This window comes from Paenibacillus sp. FSL L8-0435, assembly GCF_037965655.1.
GTDB lineage: Bacteria > Bacillota > Bacilli > Paenibacillales > Paenibacillaceae > Paenibacillus.
On record NZ_CP150185.1, the window covers coordinates 6840095 to 6864336 of the forward strand.

25 protein-coding genes are annotated in these 24242 nt (G+C 46.1%); 10 read left to right on the forward strand and 15 right to left on the reverse strand.

The features are described from left to right. Nucleotides 1–124: 124 nt before the first annotated feature. The 3 genes from NST33_RS30245 to NST33_RS30255 all read right to left on the reverse strand — a co-directional run bounded on the left by NST33_RS30245 (nucleotide 125) and on the right by NST33_RS30255 (nucleotide 2781). Nucleotides 125–1000 (reverse strand): diguanylate cyclase, encoded by an 876-nt coding sequence (locus NST33_RS30245; protein ID WP_221820032.1) that lies wholly within the window; start codon nucleotides 998–1000, stop codon nucleotides 125–127. 129 nt (nucleotides 1001–1129) lie between these two features. Next, nucleotides 1130–2239, reverse strand: a complete 1110-nt coding sequence (locus NST33_RS30250) for a glycosyl hydrolase family 8 (protein ID WP_221820034.1) — start codon at nucleotides 2237–2239, stop codon at nucleotides 1130–1132. Nucleotides 2240–2340: 101 nt separating this feature from the next. Further along, complete coding sequence (locus NST33_RS30255) at nucleotides 2341–2781, reverse strand: MarR family transcriptional regulator (protein ID WP_260632681.1); 441 nt, start codon at nucleotides 2779–2781, stop codon at nucleotides 2341–2343. A 185-nt stretch (nucleotides 2782–2966) separates the two neighbouring features. Here NST33_RS30255 and NST33_RS30260 point away from each other — a divergent pair, with 185 nt between their 5' ends. Continuing rightward, nucleotides 2967–3407, forward strand: coding sequence for a GNAT family N-acetyltransferase (locus NST33_RS30260; protein WP_221820041.1), 441 nt, complete (start codon nucleotides 2967–2969; stop codon nucleotides 3405–3407). Nucleotides 3408–3578: 171 nt separating this feature from the next. On the opposite strand, the gene rlmN is transcribed toward NST33_RS30260, so the two are convergent. The 3 genes from rlmN to greA form a co-directional block, all read right to left on the reverse strand. Next, nucleotides 3579–4673 carry a 23S rRNA (adenine(2503)-C(2))-methyltransferase RlmN gene (gene rlmN, locus NST33_RS30265; RefSeq protein WP_221820042.1) on the reverse strand — a complete coding sequence of 365 codons (1095 nt, stop codon included), beginning with the start codon at nucleotides 4671–4673 and terminating at the stop codon, nucleotides 3579–3581. Between the two features lie 177 nt (nucleotides 4674–4850). Then, nucleotides 4851–6206 (reverse strand): sodium-dependent transporter, encoded by a 1356-nt coding sequence (locus NST33_RS30270; protein WP_221820043.1) that lies wholly within the window; start codon nucleotides 6204–6206, stop codon nucleotides 4851–4853. A gap of 283 nt (nucleotides 6207–6489) precedes the next feature. Continuing rightward, nucleotides 6490–6966: a transcription elongation factor GreA gene (greA, locus tag NST33_RS30275; protein WP_221820044.1), complete on the reverse strand. Its 477-nt coding sequence runs from the start codon at nucleotides 6964–6966 to the stop codon at nucleotides 6490–6492. Between the two features lie 289 nt (nucleotides 6967–7255). On the opposite strand from greA, the gene NST33_RS30280 reads away from it, so the two are divergent. Then, nucleotides 7256–8128, forward strand: a complete 873-nt coding sequence (locus NST33_RS30280) for an arylamine N-acetyltransferase (protein ID WP_221820045.1) — start codon at nucleotides 7256–7258, stop codon at nucleotides 8126–8128. Nucleotides 8129–8208: 80 nt separating this feature from the next. Beyond that, nucleotides 8209–8895, forward strand: a complete 687-nt coding sequence (locus NST33_RS30285; protein WP_221820046.1) for a 4'-phosphopantetheinyl transferase superfamily protein — start codon at nucleotides 8209–8211, stop codon at nucleotides 8893–8895. A gap of 175 nt (nucleotides 8896–9070) precedes the next feature. Here the strand turns inward: NST33_RS30285 and NST33_RS30290 are convergent, their stop codons facing one another. Both NST33_RS30290 and NST33_RS30295 read right to left on the reverse strand, forming a co-directional pair. Continuing rightward, the gene (locus NST33_RS30290; RefSeq protein ID WP_221820284.1) at nucleotides 9071–9817 is read right to left on the reverse strand and encodes a Bax inhibitor-1/YccA family protein; all 747 of its coding nucleotides are present in this window, start codon (nucleotides 9815–9817) and stop codon (nucleotides 9071–9073) included. Between the two features lie 208 nt (nucleotides 9818–10025). Continuing rightward, nucleotides 10026–10382 (reverse strand): nucleotide excision repair endonuclease, encoded by a 357-nt coding sequence (locus tag NST33_RS30295; RefSeq protein ID WP_076213814.1) that lies wholly within the window; start codon nucleotides 10380–10382, stop codon nucleotides 10026–10028. Between the two features lie 673 nt (nucleotides 10383–11055). Between NST33_RS30295 and NST33_RS30300 the strand changes: the two genes are divergently transcribed. The 3 genes from NST33_RS30300 to NST33_RS30310 are packed head-to-tail and all read left to right on the forward strand — an operon-like array spanning nucleotide 11056 to nucleotide 13895. After that, nucleotides 11056–12507, forward strand: a complete 1452-nt coding sequence (locus NST33_RS30300) for a PLP-dependent aminotransferase family protein (RefSeq protein ID WP_221820047.1) — start codon at nucleotides 11056–11058, stop codon at nucleotides 12505–12507. A 12-nt stretch (nucleotides 12508–12519) separates the two neighbouring features. After that, complete coding sequence (locus NST33_RS30305) at nucleotides 12520–13440, forward strand: D-alanine--D-alanine ligase (RefSeq protein WP_221820048.1); 921 nt, start codon at nucleotides 12520–12522, stop codon at nucleotides 13438–13440. Then, complete coding sequence (locus NST33_RS30310; RefSeq protein ID WP_260632665.1) at nucleotides 13437–13895, forward strand: GNAT family N-acetyltransferase; 459 nt, start codon at nucleotides 13437–13439, stop codon at nucleotides 13893–13895. Before NST33_RS30305 ends, NST33_RS30310 begins: the two co-directional genes overlap by 4 nt. A 122-nt stretch (nucleotides 13896–14017) precedes the next feature. Here the strand turns inward: NST33_RS30310 and NST33_RS30315 are convergent, their stop codons facing one another. From NST33_RS30315 to NST33_RS30325, 3 genes are all read right to left on the reverse strand, one after another. Continuing rightward, nucleotides 14018–15526: a copper amine oxidase N-terminal domain-containing protein gene (locus NST33_RS30315; protein WP_339306202.1), complete on the reverse strand. Its 1509-nt coding sequence runs from the start codon at nucleotides 15524–15526 to the stop codon at nucleotides 14018–14020. Nucleotides 15527–15734: 208 nt separating this feature from the next. Further along, nucleotides 15735–15863, reverse strand: a complete 129-nt coding sequence (locus NST33_RS30320) for a hypothetical protein (protein WP_017691584.1) — start codon at nucleotides 15861–15863, stop codon at nucleotides 15735–15737. 136 nt (nucleotides 15864–15999) lie between these two features. Continuing rightward, entirely contained in the window at nucleotides 16000–16467 is a 468-nt protein-coding gene (locus NST33_RS30325) for a YfbM family protein (RefSeq protein ID WP_339306204.1), read from the reverse strand. 96 nt (nucleotides 16468–16563) lie between these two features. Between NST33_RS30325 and NST33_RS30330 the strand changes: the two genes are divergently transcribed. After that, on the forward strand, nucleotides 16564–17028 hold the full coding sequence (locus NST33_RS30330; RefSeq protein WP_221820051.1) for a DUF4385 domain-containing protein: 465 nt from the start codon (nucleotides 16564–16566) through the stop codon (nucleotides 17026–17028). A 102-nt stretch (nucleotides 17029–17130) separates the two neighbouring features. Next, nucleotides 17131–18438, forward strand: coding sequence for a VWA domain-containing protein (locus tag NST33_RS30335; protein ID WP_339306206.1), 1308 nt, complete (start codon nucleotides 17131–17133; stop codon nucleotides 18436–18438). A gap of 22 nt (nucleotides 18439–18460) precedes the next feature. Here NST33_RS30335 and NST33_RS30340 read toward each other — a convergent pair whose 3' ends face one another. Continuing rightward, nucleotides 18461–19276: an SDR family oxidoreductase gene (locus NST33_RS30340; protein ID WP_339306208.1), complete on the reverse strand. Its 816-nt coding sequence runs from the start codon at nucleotides 19274–19276 to the stop codon at nucleotides 18461–18463. A gap of 249 nt (nucleotides 19277–19525) precedes the next feature. On the opposite strand from NST33_RS30340, the gene NST33_RS30345 reads away from it, so the two are divergent. Continuing rightward, nucleotides 19526–20185, forward strand: coding sequence for a TetR/AcrR family transcriptional regulator (locus NST33_RS30345; RefSeq protein ID WP_339306210.1), 660 nt, complete (start codon nucleotides 19526–19528; stop codon nucleotides 20183–20185). 132 nt (nucleotides 20186–20317) lie between these two features. Here NST33_RS30345 and NST33_RS30350 read toward each other — a convergent pair whose 3' ends face one another. The 3 genes from NST33_RS30350 to NST33_RS30360 form a co-directional block, all read right to left on the reverse strand. Then, nucleotides 20318–21379 (reverse strand): LLM class flavin-dependent oxidoreductase, encoded by a 1062-nt coding sequence (locus NST33_RS30350; RefSeq protein WP_036612299.1) that lies wholly within the window; start codon nucleotides 21377–21379, stop codon nucleotides 20318–20320. Between the two features lie 141 nt (nucleotides 21380–21520). Then, nucleotides 21521–22333, reverse strand: a complete 813-nt coding sequence (locus NST33_RS30355) for a class I SAM-dependent methyltransferase (protein ID WP_339306213.1) — start codon at nucleotides 22331–22333, stop codon at nucleotides 21521–21523. Nucleotides 22334–22478: 145 nt separating this feature from the next. Beyond that, the gene (locus NST33_RS30360; protein ID WP_169482263.1) at nucleotides 22479–22820 is read right to left on the reverse strand and encodes a zinc ribbon domain-containing protein YjdM; all 342 of its coding nucleotides are present in this window, start codon (nucleotides 22818–22820) and stop codon (nucleotides 22479–22481) included. Between the two features lie 236 nt (nucleotides 22821–23056). Between NST33_RS30360 and NST33_RS30365 the strand changes: the two genes are divergently transcribed. Then, nucleotides 23057–24208, forward strand: a complete 1152-nt coding sequence (locus NST33_RS30365) for a VanZ family protein (RefSeq protein WP_221820056.1) — start codon at nucleotides 23057–23059, stop codon at nucleotides 24206–24208. Nucleotides 24209–24242 lie beyond the last annotated feature (34 nt).

Sequence of the window (24242 nt, forward strand, 5' to 3'; positions counted from 1 at the left end):
TTTCGACCGAAAGCGAAGGGTTGCAATTGTTAACCAAATCGTGAATACCGCAAATAAAGAACTGACGGCGATACAGATCGGGATGAACCAGGACATATAGTCCACAGCGCCTCTCTCCTTCCCGTTATATATATTCTCCGATGAGATCGGTCTCTGTGTTTCGTTCAAGGGCAGCAATAACCGCGTCAATGTCCTCGTATTTGCTGAATTGCTCCTTTTGGAATACCAGAGCACCAGAGCGTATCACCGTCTGTAGTTCATTTCCCTTTTTATCAATAATATGAAGATCCATGATGGCTTTTTTGATCCGCTGTGTAAGAAGTGGTAGGTATTCCACATTCACCATTGGACATATGATGACAAAACGCCCACGATCCACGAAAAATTTATAATCCTCATATCGAATCTGCTTCTGGATCGTACCCGAGATTTCAAGCAGGAATTGTGCATACCGGACAGAACCAAGGGATTCCATCACCAGTGGCAAGAATTCAATCTTGAACATGGCAATGCTGAATCCATACTTTTCGGAGTACCGACGAGCAAGGTTACTGTGTTTGATTAACGTATCTGCCAGAGCTCCCTTATTACCAAGCGTGGTATCCAGATCGATTTCCGGGTTACGATCCTGCATATCCTGAAGACGTTCCACTACACGCGCACTGCGCAGCAGACTTACCTTGATGAACGCAGCCACGGCAACGTTGGCAGGGATGAGCAACCACCAGGAGAATACAAGCACATTTGCATCAGCATAAGTAACAAGCCACACAAAATAAGAAACCAGATATACAAACCCCGCCACGACGGATACACCAACAGGCAGAAAAAGACCGAAAACCAAAGCACCCAGCGACATGATACTAAAAATCATATCCCCTGTAGTGTAGCTCTGATCCATGTACACTTTAAGATAAATCATCAGTTGCTGCATGAGGGCGAGTCCAATTAAAAGGGCATATCCCCACGCAATACGGCGGGTAGGTGCTTTATTCCTCATAGTTCCTTCTCTCCGTTGAATTTATAGAACTCTTGTTCAAACTCATTTCTTTATATATTGCAACAATTTATGACATGTTTAGACAAAGATATGCTAACACATTGCAGAATTCATTAAATGACAAAATCCTTACTTTTTAATATTTTTCTGTAAATTGACTTCTCCCAATAAAGGAAAAAGATTATCAAACAGATGTGTGTTACCGTCAAATACATATCCACCTGGATAACGAGTGTCCTTACCACGCAACGTAGTCATATGGTTATACAACTGTTTGGCCCATTTTGGATCACCTGAACGAACAGCGAGTAAGATGGCGAGGCCATATACCGAGGAAGATTCATAAGAGACGGCAGGTGTACGTGATTCTCGCTTATACTGTCCGGGCAGCTGATGCCGGGTGTTGAACTCCTTTTTCAAAAAAGAAATGAGCTTGTCCGGTTTGCGGTCGGTCACGGTTAGATGATTCGCCACAATCAACTGGTCGATCAGATTCACCGTATCATCATACGTATATTTTTTATGGACCACATCGAAGGTCTTCGGATAGAACAATCCATCGTCAGGCATCTTCTTCAGCAAAGCTTCGTACTTAGCATAGGTTCCCGGTTCCACCATCTGATGTTTTTCCATCAATTGAAGAGACGGGAGATCAACATAAACCAGGCTTAATGTATCTGTGGAGTGACCACTCGCAAAATCGTGAAAATCCACATAATATCCTTTATTCCGAACCGATTGCGAAAGTGTACGGGATATTTCCGAAGCCGTTTCCAGCTTGGCTTCTCTTCCTTGTTTCCATTGATCTGCTGCCTTTAATAAAGCACCGACAATTCGAAAATCATCGCCAAGCGCGTTGGTAGTCACTTGAGATTCACCTTCGGCATCCAGCTTCCAAGCTATATATTTTTGCGGCATGAGGAAATAGGTGGTCAGCAGGTCATAGCTTTCCTCGAATAACACCTGATCATTCTTGGCTACAGCATATTGCATCCAAAGACCAAGTGATTCAGATAAAGCCTCTCTGCCTGCTACGATGTCCGCTCTCTCTGAGGTAGCATCTTGCAAATAAGTCGCAATTGTACCATTGGGATTAGTCATATGATCTTGAACAAAGGATACCGTAGGGGATGATTCATTCATCACGAACCGCTCCTTCTCAAAAATAATTAATGCTGCCGTGATACTGACTGCCAATATGATCCACCACGTTAGCCTTTTCCGGTATAGCCGTTTCATGACTCCCTCCTGTACTGATGCTGCTCTGTCATAATGGCTCTTCTCCTTTGGATAGGTTCGGCTAGAGTCTGGGATGGAGGGGTCAAGGATCGTTCCTCTGTTCATTCCGAAATATCCATGTAGGATCGTCGTCCACCCTTTTTGACAAATTTCCAGTCCACCTCGATATTATGGCGCATTCGACGGAGAAGCATGACCGCTGTCTCGATCTCTTCCTCCGTCAGACCATCCAGAGTCACCTGATCCGAATGCAAGCCCTCTTTACGAATGAATTCCCATGCTTCAAGCCCAGCTTCAGTGGGATATAACACTTTATTCTTCTTATTACCCATTGCTGGCTGTTTAATAATGAATCCATCGGATTCGAGTTTGCTAATAGCTCTGGCCGCCGTCGTGCGATCCACTTTGATCAGTTCAGCAAGCTGATTCGGAATAATGCCCGGATTCTCACAGATTCGATACAGATATAGATATTGTCCACGGGACAGGTTCAGATGCTGAAACTCGACGTTACTGATTGAATCCAGACAGCGGGCAATCATACCAATTTCACGCAGCACTTCTTTTTTCTCAGTCAACACACTCACGCCCCTATAAAATTGTTGCAATCGCAACATAATTGATGGTATAACTACTGTTGAAAAGAACGAGATTCGTTCCACATTCCTGTTATGTACCAGTTTATCACGTCAGGATAACATTACGATCACCCAAAGGAGAAACATTCATGAATACAACGATTGTTGAAGTTAATAATCAGGAATTGCTCGATGCCTGCTTCGCCATTCGCACCGCTATTTTTGTTGAAGAACAAGGCGTACCCGCAGCGGATGAATTCGATGCTTATGATACATTAGACGCGGAGGCGCGCCACATTCTGCTCTACGTAGACGGAGTACCTGCTGCTTCCTCCAGACTGCGCATTGTGGAACAGGTCGCCAAATTGGAACGGATCTGTGTCATGCTCGATTACCGTAAACACGGCCTGGGCCGTGTGCTGATCGACAAGCTGGAGCAGATGGCTGTTGCTGAAGGTCTTGAGAAAGCCAAGCTGCACGCACAGGTACAAGCTTCCGGGTTCTACGAACGTCTTGGATATGCACCCGCGTCGGAAGTATTTATGGAAGACGGCATTCCCCATCTGCTCATGACCAAAAAACTGAAATAATGACATTCCAAAAAACGCCTCCGTTATCACTTCTCAGTGATATTCAGAGGCGTTTTGCATTCAAGCAACGCATTCATGAGTGACTCAACAACGGTAAATGGCACGTACAAAGTATAGGCACTGATTATAATAACCATGCATTCTACTTACTTGCCAGCTCCGTGCTGTGCCTTACCCCATTGCCAGACGGTCTGGCTCGGATTCGGCAGCGTTGTTCTTCATTTGTTTACTACGCAACTGTCCGCAGGCGGCATCGATATCGGTACCGTGTTCCATACGTACAGTCGAGTTGATGTTGTTCTTTTTGAGTGTATCATAGAAGCCCAGAATCGATTCTTCTGTACTCCGTTGATACTGACTGTGCTCATCCACCGGGTTGTATGGGATCAGATTCACACTGACCATACTTCTGCGACTGGACAACAGTTCAGCCAACTCCGCGGCATGCTCACGTTGATCGTTAACATCACGCAGCAGGATGTACTCAAACATGATACGTTTGTTCGTTGTAGCCAAATAATAATCCACCGCATCCATCAATTGCTCAATCGGGAAAGCCCGGTTGATCTTCATGATGTGTGTGCGCAGTTCATTATTCGGTGCATGCAGAGAGATCGCCAGATTAACCTGCAGACTGCTGTCCGCAAATTCCTTGATTTTGTCCGGAAGGCCACTCGTGGATACAGTAATCCGTTTGGCGGCAAGTGCCAGTCCTTTGCGATCTTTAATGACCTCGATGAAATCACTCATGTGCTGGAAGTTATCAAATGGTTCACCAATACCCATCACAACCACGTTGGTTACCCGTTCGTCTTGACCCGCTGCATCCAGATGTCGCTGCACATGCATAATCTGTTCCACAATCTCTCCAGCGGTCAGGTCTCGGCTCTTCTTGATCAGACCGCTCGCACAGAAGCTACAACCAATATTACAGCCCACTTGTGTGGTCACACAAACGGTAAGCCCGTATTTTTGCCGCATCAATACCGTCTCAATCAGGTTGCCATCCTGCATCCGAAGCAGAAATTTCACGGTACCATCTGCTGATTCCTGCTTCACATGTTCGCTCAGAGAGTTCATTGTGAAATGCTCGGAGAGTACATCCAGACATTCCTGACGGACATCAGACATCGCAGGAAAATCATGTACACGCTCTTGATATAACCATTCCCAGATCCGGGATGCACGGGATTTCTTCTGCCCATGCTCCGGCAGCCAGGAACGTAATTGCTCTAATGTTAATCCATATATGGATGACTTGTTCATTGTATAATCCTCTTTTCGCTAAAAAGCTATGGCTTATCGGTCCTACCCAAAAAACCTCTACTCCGTATTGTCCCAAAATTGAAGCGGGAAAACAAGGGCTTTAGCATTTCTTCCAAGAGGTTTTATCTATGGCAAATCTGCACAACAGACAACATTTATACCTATCTGGTCTTCAGTTTAGAAGTGAATGATACCGGAAGTGTGCAGTAGAACCAGCAGAACCAGGATCGGTGCCACGTAACGAAGCATGAACAACCATACCCGGAACCATCCGGAACGCAGTCCTGAAGCTTCCGCAGCCGTTTTCCAGAAGTATCCGGCAAAAATCGTCACAAGCAATCCACCCACAGGCAGCAGGATGTTGGATGCTACAAAGTCCATCCAGTCGAACACACTCTTCGATCCAATGGTCCATTCAGGCAGCAAGCCGAGCGACAATACTGAAGGAAGTCCCACGATGAAGACTGCGAGTGATATCACCCATACTGCACGACTGCGGCTCCAGGACAGACGTTCCATGAAATATTTCACCGGAACTTCCAGCAAGGATACTCCCGAAGTTAATGCGGCAATAGCGAGCAGGATGAAGAAGAGTCCGCCAAACAGGAAGCCAAGCGGCATCGCCGAGAAGGCTGCCGGAAGTGCTATAAAGATGAGTGACGGTCCTTGGTCCGGTGCAATACCAAACGAGAATGTCGTTGGGAAGATGATCAGGCCGGCAATGAATGCATAGAGCAGGTCCCCCGCCCCAACAGCGATGGTGGCCGCTCCGAGTGATTGATTTTTGTCCACATACGAACCATAGGTTATTAGAATACCCATACCGAGTGACAGCGAGAAGAAGGCATGTCCGAGCGCCACCAATGCTGACTCCGTTGTAAGTTGTGAGAAATCAGGATTCAGGAAAAAGGAAACCCCTGCTCCTGCACCAGGTAACGTTACGGCCCGGATCATCAAAACAATGAGCAACACCAGCATGGCGGGAATTAACACTTTGTTAAACTTCTCAATCCCGTTGGATACCCCTTTGGCTACAATCCAGCCTACGATAAGTACCGAGACCAGTTGCCACACGATTGGCATATAACCGCCTACAAAGGAATTGAATTGTCCCGCATAATCCGGATTGTTAAACAATGTTCCACTGAAGGACGTAATCGCATATTGCAAGGTCCAGCCTGCAATAATGACATAAAAAGAAAGGATGATAAAAGGTGTCAGTACTTGCAGCAAACCGGCTGCGAGCCAGCCTTTATGTCCGCCTGCTTTGATAAAAGCAGTTGCAGCACTTCCTCTGCCGCTACGACCAATCGCAAGTTCTGCGAGCAGTACCGGCAGACCAATCAGCAGCAAACAAACGATGAAGAGCAGGAAAAACGCAGCTCCTCCGTTCTCCCCCGTAATGTACGGGAATTTCCACATGTTACCCAGACCAACCGAACTACCAATGGCTGCCAGAATGAATCCGGCGCGAGAGAAGCGCTCACCTTTGCCAGTGTTGTCTTGATCGAGATTAGGCTTACTAAAATTCATCGTATCTACTCCATCACTTTAAAGTTTTCCCGTAATTATATACTACTCACCTTGTCAGGTCATTCGAAATTCGAAATTTGTCGAAATGTTATTTTTTTACATATAAAACACACGGAAATCTTCAGCTCATAAGTTCCTTAAACACAGTATGTGATAAAGTCCGTAAGTCCAACCGTATGAAATTTCAACAAATCCGTATTCCCAACCGTTCAAAGCCCAATAGAATCAAAAAGAGATGTCCCTTCAGCCAATTGGATGACTGCGGAACACCTCTCTTTTTGAATTACACTTTAATTTGAAGTAACTCGTACTTGATAACGCCCATCGGAGCATTGACATGAATGACGCTGCCCACTTCTTTGCCCATCAATTCCTTGCCCAGTGGGCTCTCGTACGAAATTTTATTATCCGCAACATCGGCCTCGGCAGGACCAACCACTTTATATTCAATCTTCTCGGCGAACTCAATGTCATTAAGTAACACCGTTGATCCAATGCTCACTTTGTTGGAGTCTATATTGTCTGAAGAGATGACTCTTGCTTTTGTCAACATCTTCTCCAGAATCAAAATCCGTGTCTCCATAAAGGCCTGATCATCTTTGGCTGAATGATACTCACTATTTTCCTTCAGGTCACCGTAACTGATCGCGAGTTTAAGACGAGCTGCCAGTTCCTTACGCTTCACCGTCTTCAAATCCTTCAGTTCGTCCTCCAGCTTTTCCAAGCCTTCCTGTGTCAAAATCACTTCATCATTAGCCATTTTTCCATCTCCTAATCCTGCTATCTATCTATATTCTAACCTATATCCACTCCAAAGGGTTAGCATACCCCGGAAAAAGAAATAGCCCATCCATATATTTTATTTCAATGACATCAGAACCATGTCCATCTCTTGAGATGAATTTCAAGGCTTTGTTCAATAATTGTACCGTTACAATCTGCTCAACTGATTATGTTGTTTTCACCCGTTGACTTTTACAATGAACTCAGGGCAGCAGACGTTTTATAATCATCGCCTGCAGCCCACTATATGACGTGAGGTGATCTGGATGATTGAACTATTGAATACAGCTGAAATACAAGCCTATCTGAAACGGATTGGCATGGATGATATAAAGGAACCTACACTGGAGTTCTTATTTGAACTCCAGCGAGCACATGTACAATATTTATCCTGGCAAACGGTCGATATTTTTGCAGGTCGTCCTACGGGAATCAGTCTTCAAGAATCGATTCAACTTATATTACAGGGACGCAGCGGCTACTGCTTTCATCTAAATGGTGCATTTAGTGTTCTTCTCCGCTCGCTGGGTTATACGGTTAATTGGCATCGCGGGGGAGTACAGCCTCATGAGCAACAACCCCGTGTGAACTCATTCCATCTCGGTCTGTCTGTGCTTCTGCCGGATGCTGACCCGACAGTTGAGCGCTGGATTGTAGATGTAGGTCTGGGCGGAATGCCCTTTGAACCTCTACCACTTCGTTATGGAACCTATGGTTCAGCTCCGTTTACGTATCAGTTAATGCCATCATCTGTTGCTGCTGAGGGATGGCGGCTTGAGTACGAGCCGAATGGTCCGAGTGAAGGAGTTGACTATGCTCCCGAGGTAGTCCACGATCTGGGGGAGTTCATTCCCAAACATGAATTCTACAGTCAGGCGGCAGAATCACCTTGGCATAACGTATTTTTACTTCGTCAGCGGGATGAGAACCGCAGTCATGAACTACGTGGATGTATGCTCCGAACACATGATATGAAAGGAATTCAGAAAACGGAGATCCGGAATTATACCGAGTGGCGTAACGTATTAACTGAAATATTCCATGAACCCTTGGTGAATTACAGCGAACTGGAATGCCAGGATATGTGGGAGCGAGTGCAGGCTGCACATATGGAATGGAAACAAGCGCAAGAAGCATGATGATTAGGAGGAAGAGTTGAGGGTCCATTCCATATAAAGGAAAGTTATTGATCCACGCCGAATACGTATTCAGGTGATAAATGATGATAACTATTCGTGTGCTCCAAGTTCCAGAAGTATTGCCCGAGGCGTGCTGGAACCACTTTTTGTCGCAAGTTTCTGCCGAGCGACGTGCTCAGGCTTCGCGTTTTGTGCGTCAGGCTGACGCGTATCGCTCCGTGCTGGGAGAGATATTGACTCGTGTGACTTTGAGCAAGTTAACTGGACTGAGACCTGCTGATCTTTCTTTTACCCGTAATTCCTACGGCAAACCTTCGCTCAGTCACCATTCGGATGTACCATTCAACGTCTCCCATTCTGGTGATTGGATTGCTCTGATCTCCGGCGGTACAGATGAACTGGGCGTGGATGTGGAAAAAATAGCTCCAATTGACATGCAGATTGCAGAGCGTTTCTTCTCTCCTAAGGAGAGCCAGTTCTTGGCTGCCAAGCCTGACGATCGTCGGCTGGAAACCTTCTACCGTCTATGGACGCTGAAGGAAAGTTATATCAAGGCAGTGGGTATGGGGTTGTCCATACCACTGGACTCCTTCGCCATCCTACCTGATGAGCGGGAAGATTGGCATTGCAAACAGGCCGGGACATATCTCTTTCTCAGTCAGCGACTCGATAATCAGCATATGCTCGCAGCCTGTTCAGCCGGGGAAGAGCTGCCGAGCAAGCCGGAAATCGTAACCTTGGAGGATCTATATACGGATTTGGTTTAGTGTGTGGCTGGTTGGGCCTTCAACGAGTTGGAATCAGTTGAGTTATGTAAGAGGCCGCCATTAATAATATCCTGTTAAGGTTAATCAAAAAAGCTAACGACGTGAGTATCACGCGTTAGCTTTTTAGCTTTAAATCCACACTCAGTTTAACTTCTATCTGACGTATTGAATAGGACTAGTCCCGGCTCCGCAATTTGCCAAGCAATCGGATGATCTCAATGTACAGCCATACCAGTGTAACCATCAATCCAAATGCACCGTACCACTCCATGTACTTGGGTGCACCACGTTCAGCACCACCTTCAATGAAGTCGAAATCAAGGACCAGATTGAGGGCAGCCACAATGACGATAACGACCGAAATACCGATGCCGATCAAGCTGTTATCATGCAGATAAGGGATTGTAATTCCGAAGAAACCCAGTACAAAGCTCAGCAGATACATGATCATGATACCGCCAGTTGCAGCCACGACCCCAAGCTTGAAGTTCTCCGTAGCTTTGATCAATCTGGTTTTGTATGCCACCAGCAGAGCGATGAATACAGCCATGGTCAACAGAGCCGCCTGCAAGGTAATTCCGTTATACAGGGACTCATAGGTTGCGGAGAGTGCTCCAAGGAACAGGCCTTCTGCCACGGCATAGACAGGTACGAGATAAGGTGCCGCTACAGGTTTGAACGAAATCACAAGCGCCAGGATAAAACCAACGATTAATCCGCCATAAGCAAGCGGCATCACTTGTTGTCCGTTAAAGAACATCATCCAGGTTGCAAATGCACTGCCCAGCAGGATCACCAGCGTAATAAACGCTTTGTTCACCGTGCCGTTGATCGTCATGTAATTCTGATACCGATCTTCTCCATATCCTCTGTTTTCAAACGTGCTGTCTTTAAGTGTAGGGTTACCGCTACGACCGATCAACACAATCACCTCTTCATATGTATTTGGTATATCTGTGATACTAGGCTTGGGCTTACTACGTTTCAAATTCTACAAGCTACTCCCTCGAAAAGATCGGAATGGCACCAGAAGGAATCGGATGCAATCCTTCGATTACATCCTTACCCCCTGGCGCAACACTTAGGACATATGTCCCAGACATTGCATGTTCATGTGCTTTTTAAGCGTCTTATTTGTACAACACTTTATCTACATTGTATTTCGCACGCATCGTGTTGATGATATACGTCTCGTAAATTTCACGATCTACCGGATCTTCAACCAGGCATACTTCAATCTTCGTTACTTCCTCGCGGTGATTCTTGATTGGTGATACGGTGTCTTCAAAATGCTTTTTGATGCGGGGTCTTAATTTTCGTGCTTTACCGACAAATAACAACTCTCCAGCGGCATTGTAAAACATGAAAATCCCGCCTAGTTCCCGGGTAATCAGGTGAAAATCAGTAAATCCATAAATGTGACTAAGCTGTGGATCAACCTGCTTTGTGATGGTTACATCCGGTGTTGGCACAGTAATATTAATCAATAGGCTCACTTCCTCATTATCTATAGGTTTAGATCTTATCACATATTATAAAGGGACACCATTTCATTCTATATGAAGTACAATTCACGCAATTTTCGCTATTACGACAAATATTTCAAAAAAAAGGTTAACTTCCCTGATTCAAAGTGGTACTATAGGGGTATGAGGAAGAAATTGGGCACTGAGACATACGTCTTTATATCTACCTCCGTCTATTGTACCCTATGATTGAATATCTTTTTCATGCTGAATTCTGTTATGTGATCACGACAAGAGTACAGTTAGCAAGAACCCTAGTTTATAGATTGTAGATTCATCATCTAATCGACCCCTTGCAGCAAGCAAACCTAGGAAGACCTAGATTCATGATTCACTGTAGATTTTTAGTATCACCTAGAAAGCCTGCAATTATAGTCGTACTGAAGTTAATAGACACACGTAGAAGGTCAGATAGCTATCGATCCTAGAGAGACTAGTCATGCAATACAACTGTAGAAATTATAGCAGCAGTACTATAGAAAATGGATCAAGTTTCACCACCAGGCCCGGCATACTGCCAGGGCTTTTTTGCGTTTGTGCGAACAACCAACCACACGCTCAGGGAAACAGAGGTATCGTGGTTCTTTCTGCTGGGTTTATAATATGGCAAGATACCAGTAGAGGGAGTGATGGGATGTATTCCGATCTGCAACTGACGGAGGACCGCCCTGTATATATACAAGTCAAAGATTATATGAAGCGATTGATGCTCAAAGGCGGCCTGCAAGCCAAACAAAAACTGCCCTCGACCCGTGAACTCAGTACACTCATGAAGGTTAGCCGCAGCACAGTCCTGCTCGCTTATGCCGAGCTTGAAGATGAAGGCTTGATCTACGCAGTCAAAGGCAAGGGCAATTACGTCAGTGCCTCCATCGAAACACCTGAGGCAGCAGCGAGCTGGGAACTGGACTGGAAGACAGAGGTAAGTGAATATGCAATTCAGGCAGAGCAGTACGATCTGATGAAGCATGGCTCCGGAGCAGAGCGCGGCGAGATATCGTTTACCAGCATAGCACCGGATGAAAAGCTGTTTGATCTGCACAACGTGAAACGGGCTTTTCTGGATCGCATGTCACTTGAAGGCGAAGTACTGCTGAATTACGGATATGCGCAGGGATACAGACCGCTGATGAACTATTTACTACGATATATGGAGAACAAAGGTGTTGACCTCCGTGGCAAGGACATTCTGATCACCAACGGATTCACGGAAGGTTTCGATCTGGTGCTTGGAGCGTTGCGCAAAAAAAGCGGAAAAGCGCTCTGCGAGAATCCAACGCACCACACGGCGATCAAAAATCTGAAGCTGCACCAGTTTCACCTGACCGGTGTGAACATGGAGCCAGATGGCTTGGACTTGAAGCAACTGGAACATGAACTTGAGGCAAGTCCATATGATCTGGCGTATCTCGTGCCATCCTATCACAATCCAACCGGGATTGTGACGTCCCCTGCAAAACGGGTAGAGATCATCCGGTTGATGAACAAGTATCAAGTACCCATCATTGAGGATGGATTCAACGAAGAGTTGCGCTATTCCGGTTCCCACGTATCTCCCCTGATCGCCAGCATGGGCAAAGGCAATGGACTGGTGTATCTGGGCAGCTTCTCCAAAGTCCTGTTCCCAGGCCTGCGGGTAGGTTGGATTATTGCGGATGCGGCGCTGATTGATTATCTGGAGAGTATGAAACGGGCACGCAGCATCCATACCTCCACGCTGGACCAATCGTTATTGTATCAATATCTGAGCAACGGTAATTTCGAGAAATATTTGAAGAGAGCTCGGACGGAGTATAAGCGAAAATATGAATTGGTTGTGCGTTGCCTGAAGCAGCATCTGCCAATGTGCCGGATCTCCGGTGCGGGTGGTCTGCATCTGTTCGTGCAGTTCCCGTCCGAATACAGAACCCGTGAACTGCTGGCGGCCTGTAAAGTGAAAGGTGTGACGTTCACACCAGGGGATACCTTTTATCTGGAACCCGGTCAGGGTGTAAACACGATGCGCCTGGGTTTCTCCAGAGTCAGCGATGAAAATATACGTAAAGGCATTCGCATCATTGGCGAGACAGCAGCTCAAATGAGATAAGGAGGATTTCACATGAAAGTTGGAGTGATTATGGGCGGTACATCTTCAGAGCGGGATATTTCCCTGCTGACCGGACAGGAGATGATTGCAAACCTGAATAGAGACAAATACGAGGTTGTACCCATTGAGCTGAATACCAAGCGCGATCTAATCGACAAGTCAGCGGGGATCGATGTGGCACTGCTTGCCCTGCATGGCAAATACGGCGAAGACGGTACGGTCCAAGGCACATTGGAATCTCTGGGTATTCCCTACACAGGTTGTGGTGTGCTGGCGAGCAGTGTATGCATGGATAAAGACATGTCCAAACAACTTATGCAGCATGCAGGTGTGCTTACCGGAGAGTGGCTACGAGTGAGTCATATCGAGGAACTGTCCTCAACTGCTGTTCAACAATTAACGTACCCCGTGGTGGTCAAACCCAATTCAGGCGGTTCCAGCATCGGTACCCAAGTAGTGAAAGAGGCTGCCGCCCTGCCCGCTGCTGTGGAGGCTGCCCTCGCCTGGGATGATACAGTCATGATTGAACAGTATATCGAAGGTGAGGAGATTACCTGTGCCATTCTGGATGGTAAGATGCTGCCGGTGATCTCCATTCGTTCGAACGCCGAGTTTTTCGATTATTCTTCCAAATACGATGACCACGGAGCAGATGAGCAGGTTGTGCAATTGCCTGCGGATCTTCACCATCGTGTGGAAGCCGCGGCACTTGCCTGTTATCAGGTGCTGAAATGCAGCGTCTACGCGCGCGTGGATATGATGATTCGCGAAGGTTTGCCTTATGTGCTTGAAGTAAACACGCTGCCGGGTCTTACCCGTAACAGTCTGCTGCCCAAAAGTGCAGCCGCTGCAGGCATTTCTTTTGCAGAGTTGCTGGATACCATTATTGAACTTTCATTGAAGGAAAGACCCAAGGAGGATATAACATTATGAGCCTGGATGTGACGATTAGACATAGCTCCACTACAGATCTGCAAGATATGGTCATTCTGATGGACCAACTTGGTTATCCCACCACGTACGCCGAGATGGAGGAGCGCTATACCCACATTGCTGCAGATGCTAACTTCACCACACTGGTTGCTGAAGCACGCGGACGTGTAGTTGGACTGATCGGATTACAGACGTCTTATCTGTATGAAAAGAACGGAAGACACTGCCGTATCATGGCATTGGTTGTTCACGACCAGTTCAGGGGCTCAGGCATCGGCCGTCAGCTCATTCTGGAAGCCGAACAATGGGCCGCCACGCATGACGTGGACTCCCTGTCTCTGAACAGTGGTAATCGCCCTGAACGTGAAGCTGCACATGAATTCTATCGTCAGATGGGCTTTACAGCCGGGAGTACCGGATTCAGCAAAAAGCCGCAGATTCTACAGCACACCTAAACTGCGGATGATATGTTATCTCGATTACATGAAAAAGAACGCCCCCGGCAAAATGGCCAGAAAAGGGCGTTCTTTGATATATCTATGTCGGGTCTTTGTACTTTACTTGTTACTTCAAGCAATTAAGGACGGTCAATGTAAATCCAGCCTGTTTCTTGTTCCTTATCTACAGTAGCTCCAAGGGATTCAGCCACAAAGCGCAGCGGCACATACGTCTTGCCGTCCTTGCCTACATAGGCGGATTCCACCATGGTTACTTCTTTACCAGCAACGGTTGCCTTCTTGGAACCTACGGTCAGGACAATCTCATCACCAGTGATGTCATCAATGACAACGATTTGGTTTGAGCCTTTGGTCCATTTCACTTCCGCATCCAATTCCTCAGACACGTAGCGAAGCGGAACAAATGTTGTATTCTTAACGGTGATCGCTCCAGCGTATTCATCATCCGGGAAGAGCACTACACTTTTACTCGTGATTCCAGCTTCATCTTTCAGCAATTGGTATGCCAGTGAATTGGAATCAAAATTGCGCAGCATCTGTCCAGGCGTAATATCATCCTTCATCAGATCCATAACGCCGCCCGATACATCCACTTCATCAACTGCAACTGTGCCACCGATATTCCACTGTTCACTGTCTCCACTTACGGTTACAGAGTTCACCGGCAGATCCTCAGAAGCAGGCAGCGCTACTTTCAGTTCAAAGTTTTGCTTGCGAACATCAAGCTTGCTGTCGAGATAAAAATCCAATTTCAGTTTGGTATCTGTGCCAAAGACCGTTTTAAATTCAGGGGTCTCATTCAACAGGTTGTTCAGCTCCTGATCGTAATTGACCAGCATACTGTCCAGTCCTACTTTGATGATGGCATATAGTGACGCAACAGCTTCATCTTTCGATTCAGGAACGATCGAATTCAGCGTTTCATCTCCCCCGCCTTCAACCTCATTCACAGCTTCAAGTACAGGGTAGAACACATCATACAGATCGCCAATCAGGTCTTTCAGTCCTTGCTCATCTTTAGAAATACTCGTCAGGAACGGTTTAACCATGGCAAGCATCTCTTCACCACTAACTTCCAGATGCAGCTTGGAGAGGCTAAGCGCTTCGCCATTCACGGATTCCTGTACCGGTGTTACGGAGATGTTCTTCGGATTGGACAGATGTTTCAGAACAAAAGAGAACAGTTTCGGGGAAAGTTCCTCGAGTTGTTTCTCCAGAGCCTTCGTATCCACCATTGGAAGCGCTTGTGCATCCTGGAACGTATCCAGAGATATGTACAGCGGTTTCTGGGCTCCGTCCAGATCAATCACCAATTGGGACTCATTCATGGACAGGTGGAAAGGTAACTTCGCTCCCTCCATGCTCAGTGTACCTTTGATCGATGCTGTCTTCGCATCTTTCATTTTGGCTTGATCAATATCCAGGGATATGGAGTTAATAAGTTCGATCATTTCAAGGTCTTTCTCTGTAGCAAATTCCTTAGCCGGTTCTATGTTTATATTCATGGATTGTCTGGATTCACCGGACTTGATACTCGCGCCATTGGCCATTGCTTTGCCAACGTCTACTCCACCCACAGCCTGACATCCTGTAAGAACAACCATTAATAATACAAGTGGCACTGCCATCCATTGGACTAACTTCCGATTCTTAATATGAACTCCTCCTTAGAAAAATATGGTTCATTTCCATTATGAAGGTATAGGTAATTCTTGTAAACGGATACGCAAAAAAATAAACCAAAAGGCCGGAACATGTCCGACCTCTGGTCTATCTATATTTCAGCATATCGTAAGATTCGATAAAACATCCTGCTTCATTATGCAATACTGGGAGTTATTCTTGCTCCTGATCTTCTGCGAGCTTCTCATCCGTTTCTTCATCTTCCGCAGTTGCGGGAGTCTCGAATTGATCCGGCTCGTCCTCTTGAATCGCTTTGTTCTCTTCGTTCTGATCCTGTGTCATATCGCATTCCCTCTCTTCTACCGGATTGTCATGTCATCAAGGCCTGAGCCTTGTGTCTATCAATAACCCGAATAGGCGTAGTTCAAACCTGCCTCAATATCGGCATGACATTTTCCATCATAATTTCAATGCTCACTTAGAAAACATAAAAGATGATCACATTCCCACTTGCAGCCGTGGCCTGAAACAAGGCCTGGACATCATCCACAGTCTGAACGATCTCCTGAAATGTCTCTTCCGCGTCCCAATCTTCCATGACAGGATAGACGCCTTCAGCGATCATTTGGTCCAGACTATACCGCTCCTTTAATTCTTCCGGTGTGAGCTGCTCCAATGCCATGTAGGCTTCCAGCACCTGTTCGTTACTAAGCAAAAACAGATCCATGTCCGAATAGTTTCCCACGTATTGCTCACCTGCGAGAGGCACCACATATCCCAGGGGCGGCTCCCCTTCTACCAAGTTACCGTTCAGCGTGAATTGAAGCATCTGCCACGTTTTATCAATATCCAGATCAACTGCACAATCATGCACACTGATCTCACCTGACTTAATGGATTCAACTATCTCCTTTGTTACCACAAGATATCTGCCGGACATTCCCATACCGCTACCCCTCCTGTGTAATTCCTTCTATTGTTCCCCATTAACCGTGCTTGTTGGTTCAGAATCGGGGTAATCCCTATCAAGGAGGGTGTATACATGAAAAAATTTGATTACAGTCTCAATTATGATGAGTTGGATCTGCGCAAACATCCTGAGCTGTACACCGTAGGCCGGGGTGAGCAGGGTGTTCTCATGGTTGAGCCATACAAGGGCGAGATTCTGCCACACTGGCGATTCAAAACACCAGAGATTGCGACAGAGTCATCGGAGAAAATCTATGAGCTATTTTTGAAGTATAAGAAAAAGGGGGATTTCGTGGGTATGGATATGGCTCGCAAATTTCTCCAGATGGGTTATACACGGGCCAGACGGTATACAAATCACAAAGGAGGACGCAAATACTCGAAGGAGGATGGCTCTATCTTGCCCTATCAGAATGATAAGGTGAAGGCAGAAGCCGCAGCTATATTCAAAGCACAATGGGAGATTGCGAAGACGGATCCAGACTATGTGAAGATGAAGAAGGAGCATCGGGAAAAGTACGAGTCTGAGCAGACGTAAGAACATCGGGTAAACGATTGACTTATGGAAACATTTGTCTCAGAATCGATCTTGTTACTGTACATTTTCAACCATTATATTGGAGAAGAGAGGCATCCGATTATGACAGATTCGTTCATTCACTTAAACACAGGCCAGAATATCAGTATCAACGAATCCATCCAACTTCAGGTAACCATTCAATGTACATCATCTCCTTCTCCCTTGGATGTTAGCTGCTTTATGGTGAACGAAGAGGGAAAGGTCCCATCTGACGACTATTTTGTATTTTATAATCAGAATGCCGATCCCCATCAAAGTGTGCTTTTGCAACAGGCAGAGGAACTGAAATCCTCTTTTGTACTGGATACAAATCAATTACGGCAGGCCCCTGTGGAAAAATGTGTGTTTACGGCTACTCTGGATGCGGGAGGCACATTCGCCGATGTTCAGGCATGTCAGGCGATTGTACAAGCGGGTTCCCAGCAGATCACCTATGAGATCAGGCAGGTCACTGCGGAAACAGCTCTTATTCTCATTGAAATCTATAAGTATCGTGACGGGTTCAAAGTTCGTGCGATTGGACGAGGTTTCTTTGGTGGATTGCAGCCGCTGGCAGAGTCATTCGGTGTTGAAATTGAGAGTAACGACACCTCGGAAGCCGAACAGATTCTTCTCACGGCACGTGCTGAAGTGGCAGCCGCCTCTCCAGAAGTCTTGGTACCTGATGCTGCACCAAACACGAATCATGCACCGCTTAACCTGACCAAGATCGATCTCCTCAAGCGTAAAGTAACCCTGTCTCTGCAAAAGAAAAAGATCGAACCCATACAGGCACGTGTTGCTGTCGTATTTGATGCATCAGGCTCCATGTACCATCTGTATCGCAAAGGCATCGTGCAAGAAGCCTTCGAGCGTATTCTGGCGATTGCATCAGCGTTTGATGATAACGGAGAGTTGGACGTCTGGTTCTTCGCCAAAGACTTCTTGCGTGCACCTAGCGTCACCGCCAGGGATTTCGAGAATTATATTGAACGCACATATACGCTGGGTAGCAAAGGGGGTACCAATAACGAACCTCCTGTGATGCAGGATGTCATTCGCAAATATACGATCGAGGAACCCGATGTGAAGATTCCAACGTATATTATCTTTTTTAGCGATGGTGGAGTTAGTCAAAAAGGGAAGATCATGCGGCTTATTACCGAAAGCTCAACCAAAAACCTATTCTGGCAATTTGTTGGCCTGGGACAAGCCAATTACGGTATTCTGGAGAAACTCGATGACATGACTGGACGTTTCATCGATAATGCTGACTTTTTTGCTCTCGACGACATCTCCAAGATCAGCGATGAAGAATTGTACGATCGTCTCCTCACTGAATTTCCAGGTTGGATAAAGGAAGCTCGGGCCAAAGGCATTTTGGCCTAAAGCTTTTACCCTATATCACTAATCAGGCTTGTACTTTTTCTGCTTTACCATCCTTGGAACGTGGACGGAGCATACTTCCTACGATTCGCAACATCAACTTGCGTGGCACGAGGCGGGTGAACTGCGCTGTCCAGTAATTGCCGGCCCCCGGTACAGCATAAGGTTTGCCTGATTCGAGTGCACTCATGGCCACCGCCACGACATGCTCAGGGGTATCACGTTTACCCACCGAGGCTTCATCAGCACCCACTACATCAAAGAACGAAGTCTCGGTTGAACCTGGGCATAGTGCCAAAAACTGAACGCCACGCTTCCTGTTTTCTTCGTATAATGCCTCTGTAAAAGAAAGTACAAATGCCTTCGTTGCTCCATACACAGCCATATACGGATCAGGTTGAAAGGCAGCCGTCGAAGACACATTAATGACAGCACCATTTTTCTTCTGTAACATGCCTGGCAAGAAAAGATGTGTCATGTTTGTCAAGGCGAGCACGTTCAACATAACTTCCTCCTGCTGCCGGGAACCATCCACCTGTTCAAAACATCCATGGGTAGCAAATCCCGCATTGTTGATCAGCATATCGATGTGTATTCCCCGATTCTGACATTCCTCATATACCCTCTGAGGTGCATCGACTTGAGACAAATCCGATACGATCACCTCAGCCCTTACTCGATATGCACGTTCTATACGTTCTGCCAATTGATTCAGTTTGGATTCTGTTCTGGCCACCAGCACAATATTTTTACCCTTGGAAGCCATTTCGAGTGCAAAAACTTCCCCAATACCTGAAGAAGCACCTGTAATAAGTACCCATTGATGCTGTTCCTTTATCATCTCTCATCCATCCTCTATGCATAATTTAAACACTAGTTTTCACTAGGAAACATTGTTTCCTTATAGAATCATCGTAACCAAATTCCATGATGCTGTCAATTACATTTGATAAATTTGAATCTAGACCGTGGTGCTTACTTACTAAATTCGGATTAAATTGACGTCATCCGGCGTAAAACAGTAGAATGACCTTAAGAAAAGGAAACGTAGTTTCTGTTCAACAACAATACGGTTACGAGGATGAAATCAATGAAGAATCTTAATTCGGGTTCCACAGAATCTGCACATACGGTAACAACCTTTCAGGAAGCCAGACTCCAGCACTCGGATAATCTGCGGCAAAATATTGTGCATGCTGCTGCTGCTTTACTGCAAGAGCATGGACCAGAGGCCGTCACGGTACGCCGTGTAGCTGAACGCATGGAGTGCTCCACCAAGATCATATATAATCTTTTTGGCAAAAAAGAAGGGTTGGCCAAGCATTTATATTTAGAGGGATGTTCCCTTATGGCCCAGCGATTTGAAACTATACCCCGTCAGGAATCGTTCGAACAATATTTCCGTGATCTGGCCTATGTCTACTGGGACTTCGGCATTTCTCAATCCAGCTTCTATCAGCTGATGTTTGGAGGATCTTTTTCCGAATTCAAACCAGATGGAGAGACCTTGCAGGGAACAGCAACTGCACTGAAGCAAGTATCTGCTTTGGTGGAGATAGCGATTGAACAAGGAATGCTTCAGGTGCAAGATCCCCTGCTTGCGGTACGAATGATCTGGGCTCCCTTACACGGTGTTATTCATCTGTATTTGGGAGGCCATATTGAGAGCGAAGAAGCTGCCAAAACCCTCTATGGTCATACGTTGTCCATGGTTATACACTCCCTTGTGAGTACATCTGCAAATGGATAAGCATTAGATCTGCGCTGTTTTAGATGCTTTTAGACGATAAACGAAAAAGGAGCAGACCCATTGGCGTAATACGCCTAGGGCATGCTCCTTTATTGGGTTGACTTTATCTAGTTCCGTAACGGTTTCAGTCGATTAACGTGCCTCTTCGTTCTCAGCTTCCCAACGTGCAATTTCTTTGCGCACAATTGGAGCAACTTCTTTACCCAGCAGTTCGATCGCTCTCATGACCTCGTTGTGCGGCATGGTGCCGAGGGGGGTGTGCAACATGAAGCGTGTAATCCCAACTTCTTTGCGCAGGTAAATAATTTTCTGAGCTACCGTCTCCACATCACCCACGTACAAAGCACCCTCTAGGCTACGCGCTGCATCAAATGTTGCACGGCTGTAATGTCCCCATCCACGTTCACGGCCCAGTATGTTCATGACCGCTTGCGCTGGCGGGAAGAATTTCTCCACAGCTTCGTCTGTTGTATCGGCAATGAAGCCGTGAGAGTGAGAAGCAACGGTCAGCTTGGAAGCATCATGTCCTGCATGTGCTGCTGCTTTCTTGTACAGTTCCACCAGTGGTGCGAATTGCACCGGACGGCCACCGATAATGGCAAGCACCAGTGGCAAACCGAGCAGTCCTGCACGAACAACGGATTCCTGATTACCGCCACTGCCAATCCATACCGGAAGTTTTTCCTGTACCGGGCGCGGGTAGATGCCCAGATTGTTAAAGGAAGGGCGGTGTTTGCCTTCCCAGGTTACTTTTTCCGAATCACGCAGCTTGAGCAGCAAATCCAGTTTCTCGTCGAATAACTCATCGTAGTCGTTCAGATCATAGCCGAACAGTGGGAACGATTCGATAAATGATCCCCGCCCAGCCATAATCTCTGCACGTCCGTTCGAAATGCCATCTAATGTCGCGAAATCTTGATATACCCGTACCGGATCATGCGATGACAGCACCGTAACCGCACTCGTCAAGCGAATATTCTTGGTCTGTGAAGCTGCGGCCGCCAGAATGACAGCTGGTGATGAAGCGGCGTAGTCGGCACGATGATGTTCTCCCACGCCATATACATCAAGACCCACCTGATCTGCCAAAACAATCTCTTCAACAACATCGCGAATACGCTGCGCATGACTGATAAGTTCTCCTGTTTTTACATCCGGGTTCGTCTCCACGAATGTACTAATTCCGATTTCCATTGTCTGTTCCTCCCTGGTATGAAGCGATCCGTTGTTCATCTAACCTATTGTAAGTAGATCACCTTTTGTTATATATCTTAATATTGAACTATTTTGGTGAAAAACACAAGTACCCTCTGTTTCCAGAGGGCACATTTATGTTTATTTCTTCCTCCCGATGTACAGCAGATGAGACGAGATTCCCAATATGGAAGGGTCTTTGGCGGCTTCAATCATATAGTGCATGAGTTCATCATACTCGCCACGCTCTTTCCAGTATTGCTGCTGCTCGTCCGTAAGCATCGCTCTAAGGCTGGATGAACCAATTAAATCAATGGTTTCAAATCCATGTTGCTCCATGAAGGGTGTAACGTCCTGAATATTAAAATAGTATGCTCCCGTAAATCGTCCTTGATCCTGATGATCGAATATACCCTCTTCCACAAAAGAATGGATTGCTGCCATGTTATCATTCGGTTTCCAGTGCTGCGGGGATTGCAGCGAATTGATACTCATGCGCATACGGCTCTGCATGGCTACAAACACCACGCCTCCTCGCTTGGTCACACGGTACAACTCCTGTACAGCAGCCGTGCGCTCTTCGTCTGTCTGCAGATGATATAACGGCCCCAGCATGAGGGACGCATCGTACGTCTCGTCAGCCATACCGGAGAGCGAAGTCGCATCGAGAACATGGAATCCATCGAATTGCTGTGTCAAACTAAACTCCTCAGCCTTTTGCCTCGCAGTATCCACCGAGGAAGGTGTCAGATCCGATAAAGTGACCTGGTACCCCAATTTCGCAAGCTCCATGGCATACTTTCCTGGTCCTGCGCCATTATCCAGAATACAACCAGCAGTGGGGAGATGTCCCCTGATGTAATGCATGTTAATGATGAATTCAATCGGTTCCCGCTCCAGTCTCCCCCACTCATCAAACCCGGAATAATATTTAATAATGTGATCTCTCTTCATCGCTCTGACACCTGCCTTTTCTAATATGTAGACCACCTAACCATGTTCAAAATTAAATTCCAACCAGTATATATCTACTAAATATTTCCTGTCAAACAAAAAACGTTCAATTCCCATTGAATGCGGAACTGAACGTTTCTCGAACTTATATCTTTTTCACAAACTCAGACTTCAACTTCATTGCACCCAAGCTGTCGATCTTGCAATCAATATCATGATCCCCATCAATCAGGCGAATATTCTTCACCTTCGTGCCCTGTTTAACCACGAGTGAGCTACCTTTTACCTTCAGATCTTTAATGACGGTAACGGTATCGCCATCACTTAGCACATTTCCGTTGGCATCACGGATTACTTTTGCATCCTCTGCATTCTCATTGTCTGCTTCCAAAGACCATTCATGCGCACACTCCGGGCAAACCAACAGGTTACCATCCTCGTACGTGTACTCAGAATTACATTTCGGGCAGTTAGGCAAATTAGACATATGTATTAAACTCTCCATTCTACGATTGGCTTTCCCGCAAGTATACGGGATATCGAAGGTATATTCCATACGCTTGGTCACTGCATGGATGGATTTAAACCAAATTTAAGGTTCATGCCTCCCTCACTTTAAGGGTAACTGCTTATGATGTAACTAATAGATACGCACTACATTTACATGAATTTTAATATCTCTATGAATTGTTATTATATTTAATACCAAAGGAGTTCCTGCTCATGTCCTCATATGTTTTCCCTGTGCAAACGGCTTTTTTTATCTTTGTCGTTGCCGCCATGTTCTTGCTGGTGCCATGGTTGATCTACGGATATCGTAAAGACGGTTTCTTCAGCTGGTCACGGTTTGGCATCAGCTTTTCGTTTATCTTTTATATTCTGGCCGCCTATTGCCTCGTCATTCTCCCGTTTCCGACTACGCGAGATACCTGTGCGCAGCAAGCTGCTGACACGATCTACTACAATCTGGTTGCATTCACTTTTGTCAAAGACATCATGAAGGAAACACCCATTGTATGGTCTCAGCCTTCCAGCTATCTCAGTATGATTCAGGGCAGAGCTTTTCTGCAAGTTCTATTTAACGTCCTGCTTCTCATGCCGCTGGGTGTATATATCCGTTATTTTTTTCAAAAGAGATCATTCTGGAAGTACGCCCTGGTTGGTGGATTCGGGCTTTCCTTATTCTTCGAGATCACTCAAATCACCGGATTTTACGGGTATTATAATTGTCCTTACCGCCTGTTCGATGTGGATGATCTGTTATTGAATACTTCGGGAGCAGTCATTGGATTCTTCACAGCGCCCATCCTGCTTGCTTTATTCCCATCACGTGCAAGCATTCAGGCGAAGAGCGAACAGATCGTGGAGGAAAACCAGGTGTATGTTATGCCTCAATTGCTCGCGTTAATTATTGATGGAGTCGTTGTTGTCTTCCTTTCGAATCTAATCTCCATCTTTACAGCGTCTGATGTGATCAGTGATGCGCTAAGTACATCCATTGCTATGGTCATTGTGCTGTTCTTCATACCTTGGGTGCGAAATGGGGTAACTCCAGGCTCGGCTATCTTGCGATTCCGCTATGTGGATCGTCAGACCGGCACACCTACCAGTGAATCATTATTCAAAAGATTTGCCGCACTCTATGTTCCATGGCTGCTAGTTACGATCATTCGCTTGGTCAACGAATATGCCTTTTCAGGTCATCAGGATGTTATGCTTCAGCCTTATCAAATGTGGATCTCCTTGGGGACATTCGGTATCTATATGTTAGTCTACGCCGTGCTTTGTGTTCATGTCTTGACCGTACTCTTCTCCCGTGGAAAACGTTCCTTCTACTTCGATGAGGTGTCCCGCACACGTGCTTCTCGTAAATAATGTTTGGAGTTAACAAGGCATAATGAAGGCATAA

Bases quoted from the DNA above. Each gene is read 5' to 3' on its own strand.
- NST33_RS30270 (WP_221820043.1), bottom strand. From the start codon at position 6,206: ATGAATTTTAGTAAGCCTAATCTCGATCAAGACAACACTGGCAAAGGT.
- NST33_RS30360 (WP_169482263.1), bottom strand. From the start codon at position 22,820: ATGTCTAATTTGCCTAACTGCCCGAAATGTAATTCTGAGTACACGTAC.
- NST33_RS30315 (WP_339306202.1), bottom strand. From the start codon at position 15,526: ATGGCAGTGCCACTTGTATTATTAATGGTTGTTCTTACAGGATGTCAG.
- NST33_RS30355 (WP_339306213.1), bottom strand. From the start codon at position 22,333: ATGAAGAGAGATCACATTATTAAATATTATTCCGGGTTTGATGAGTGG.
- NST33_RS30335 (WP_339306206.1), top strand. From the start codon at position 17,131: ATGACAGATTCGTTCATTCACTTAAACACAGGCCAGAATATCAGTATC.
- NST33_RS30285 (WP_221820046.1), top strand. From the start codon at position 8,209: ATGATGATAACTATTCGTGTGCTCCAAGTTCCAGAAGTATTGCCCGAG.
- NST33_RS30310 (WP_260632665.1), top strand. From the start codon at position 13,437: ATGAGCCTGGATGTGACGATTAGACATAGCTCCACTACAGATCTGCAA.
- NST33_RS30330 (WP_221820051.1), top strand. From the start codon at position 16,564: ATGAAAAAATTTGATTACAGTCTCAATTATGATGAGTTGGATCTGCGC.
- NST33_RS30305 (WP_221820048.1), top strand. From the start codon at position 12,520: ATGAAAGTTGGAGTGATTATGGGCGGTACATCTTCAGAGCGGGATATT.
- NST33_RS30320 (WP_017691584.1), bottom strand. From the start codon at position 15,863: ATGACACAGGATCAGAACGAAGAGAACAAAGCGATTCAAGAGGACGAG.
- NST33_RS30350 (WP_036612299.1), bottom strand. From the start codon at position 21,379: ATGGAAATCGGAATTAGTACATTCGTGGAGACGAACCCGGATGTAAAA.
- NST33_RS30340 (WP_339306208.1), bottom strand. From the start codon at position 19,276: ATGATAAAGGAACAGCATCAATGGGTACTTATTACAGGTGCTTCTTCA.
- NST33_RS30245 (WP_221820032.1), bottom strand. From the start codon at position 1,000: ATGAGGAATAAAGCACCTACCCGCCGTATTGCGTGGGGATATGCCCTT.
- NST33_RS30260 (WP_221820041.1), top strand. From the start codon at position 2,967: ATGAATACAACGATTGTTGAAGTTAATAATCAGGAATTGCTCGATGCC.
- NST33_RS30345 (WP_339306210.1), top strand. From the start codon at position 19,526: ATGAAGAATCTTAATTCGGGTTCCACAGAATCTGCACATACGGTAACA.
- NST33_RS30280 (WP_221820045.1), top strand. From the start codon at position 7,256: ATGATTGAACTATTGAATACAGCTGAAATACAAGCCTATCTGAAACGG.
- rlmN (WP_221820042.1), bottom strand. From the start codon at position 4,673: ATGAACAAGTCATCCATATATGGATTAACATTAGAGCAATTACGTTCC.
- NST33_RS30325 (WP_339306204.1), bottom strand. From the start codon at position 16,467: ATGGGAATGTCCGGCAGATATCTTGTGGTAACAAAGGAGATAGTTGAA.
- NST33_RS30255 (WP_260632681.1), bottom strand. From the start codon at position 2,781: ATGATTGCCCGCTGTCTGGATTCAATCAGTAACGTCGAGTTTCAGCAT.
- greA (WP_221820044.1), bottom strand. From the start codon at position 6,966: ATGGCTAATGATGAAGTGATTTTGACACAGGAAGGCTTGGAAAAGCTG.
- NST33_RS30250 (WP_221820034.1), bottom strand. From the start codon at position 2,239: ATGAAACGGCTATACCGGAAAAGGCTAACGTGGTGGATCATATTGGCA.
- NST33_RS30365 (WP_221820056.1), top strand. From the start codon at position 23,057: ATGTCCTCATATGTTTTCCCTGTGCAAACGGCTTTTTTTATCTTTGTC.
- NST33_RS30300 (WP_221820047.1), top strand. From the start codon at position 11,056: ATGTATTCCGATCTGCAACTGACGGAGGACCGCCCTGTATATATACAA.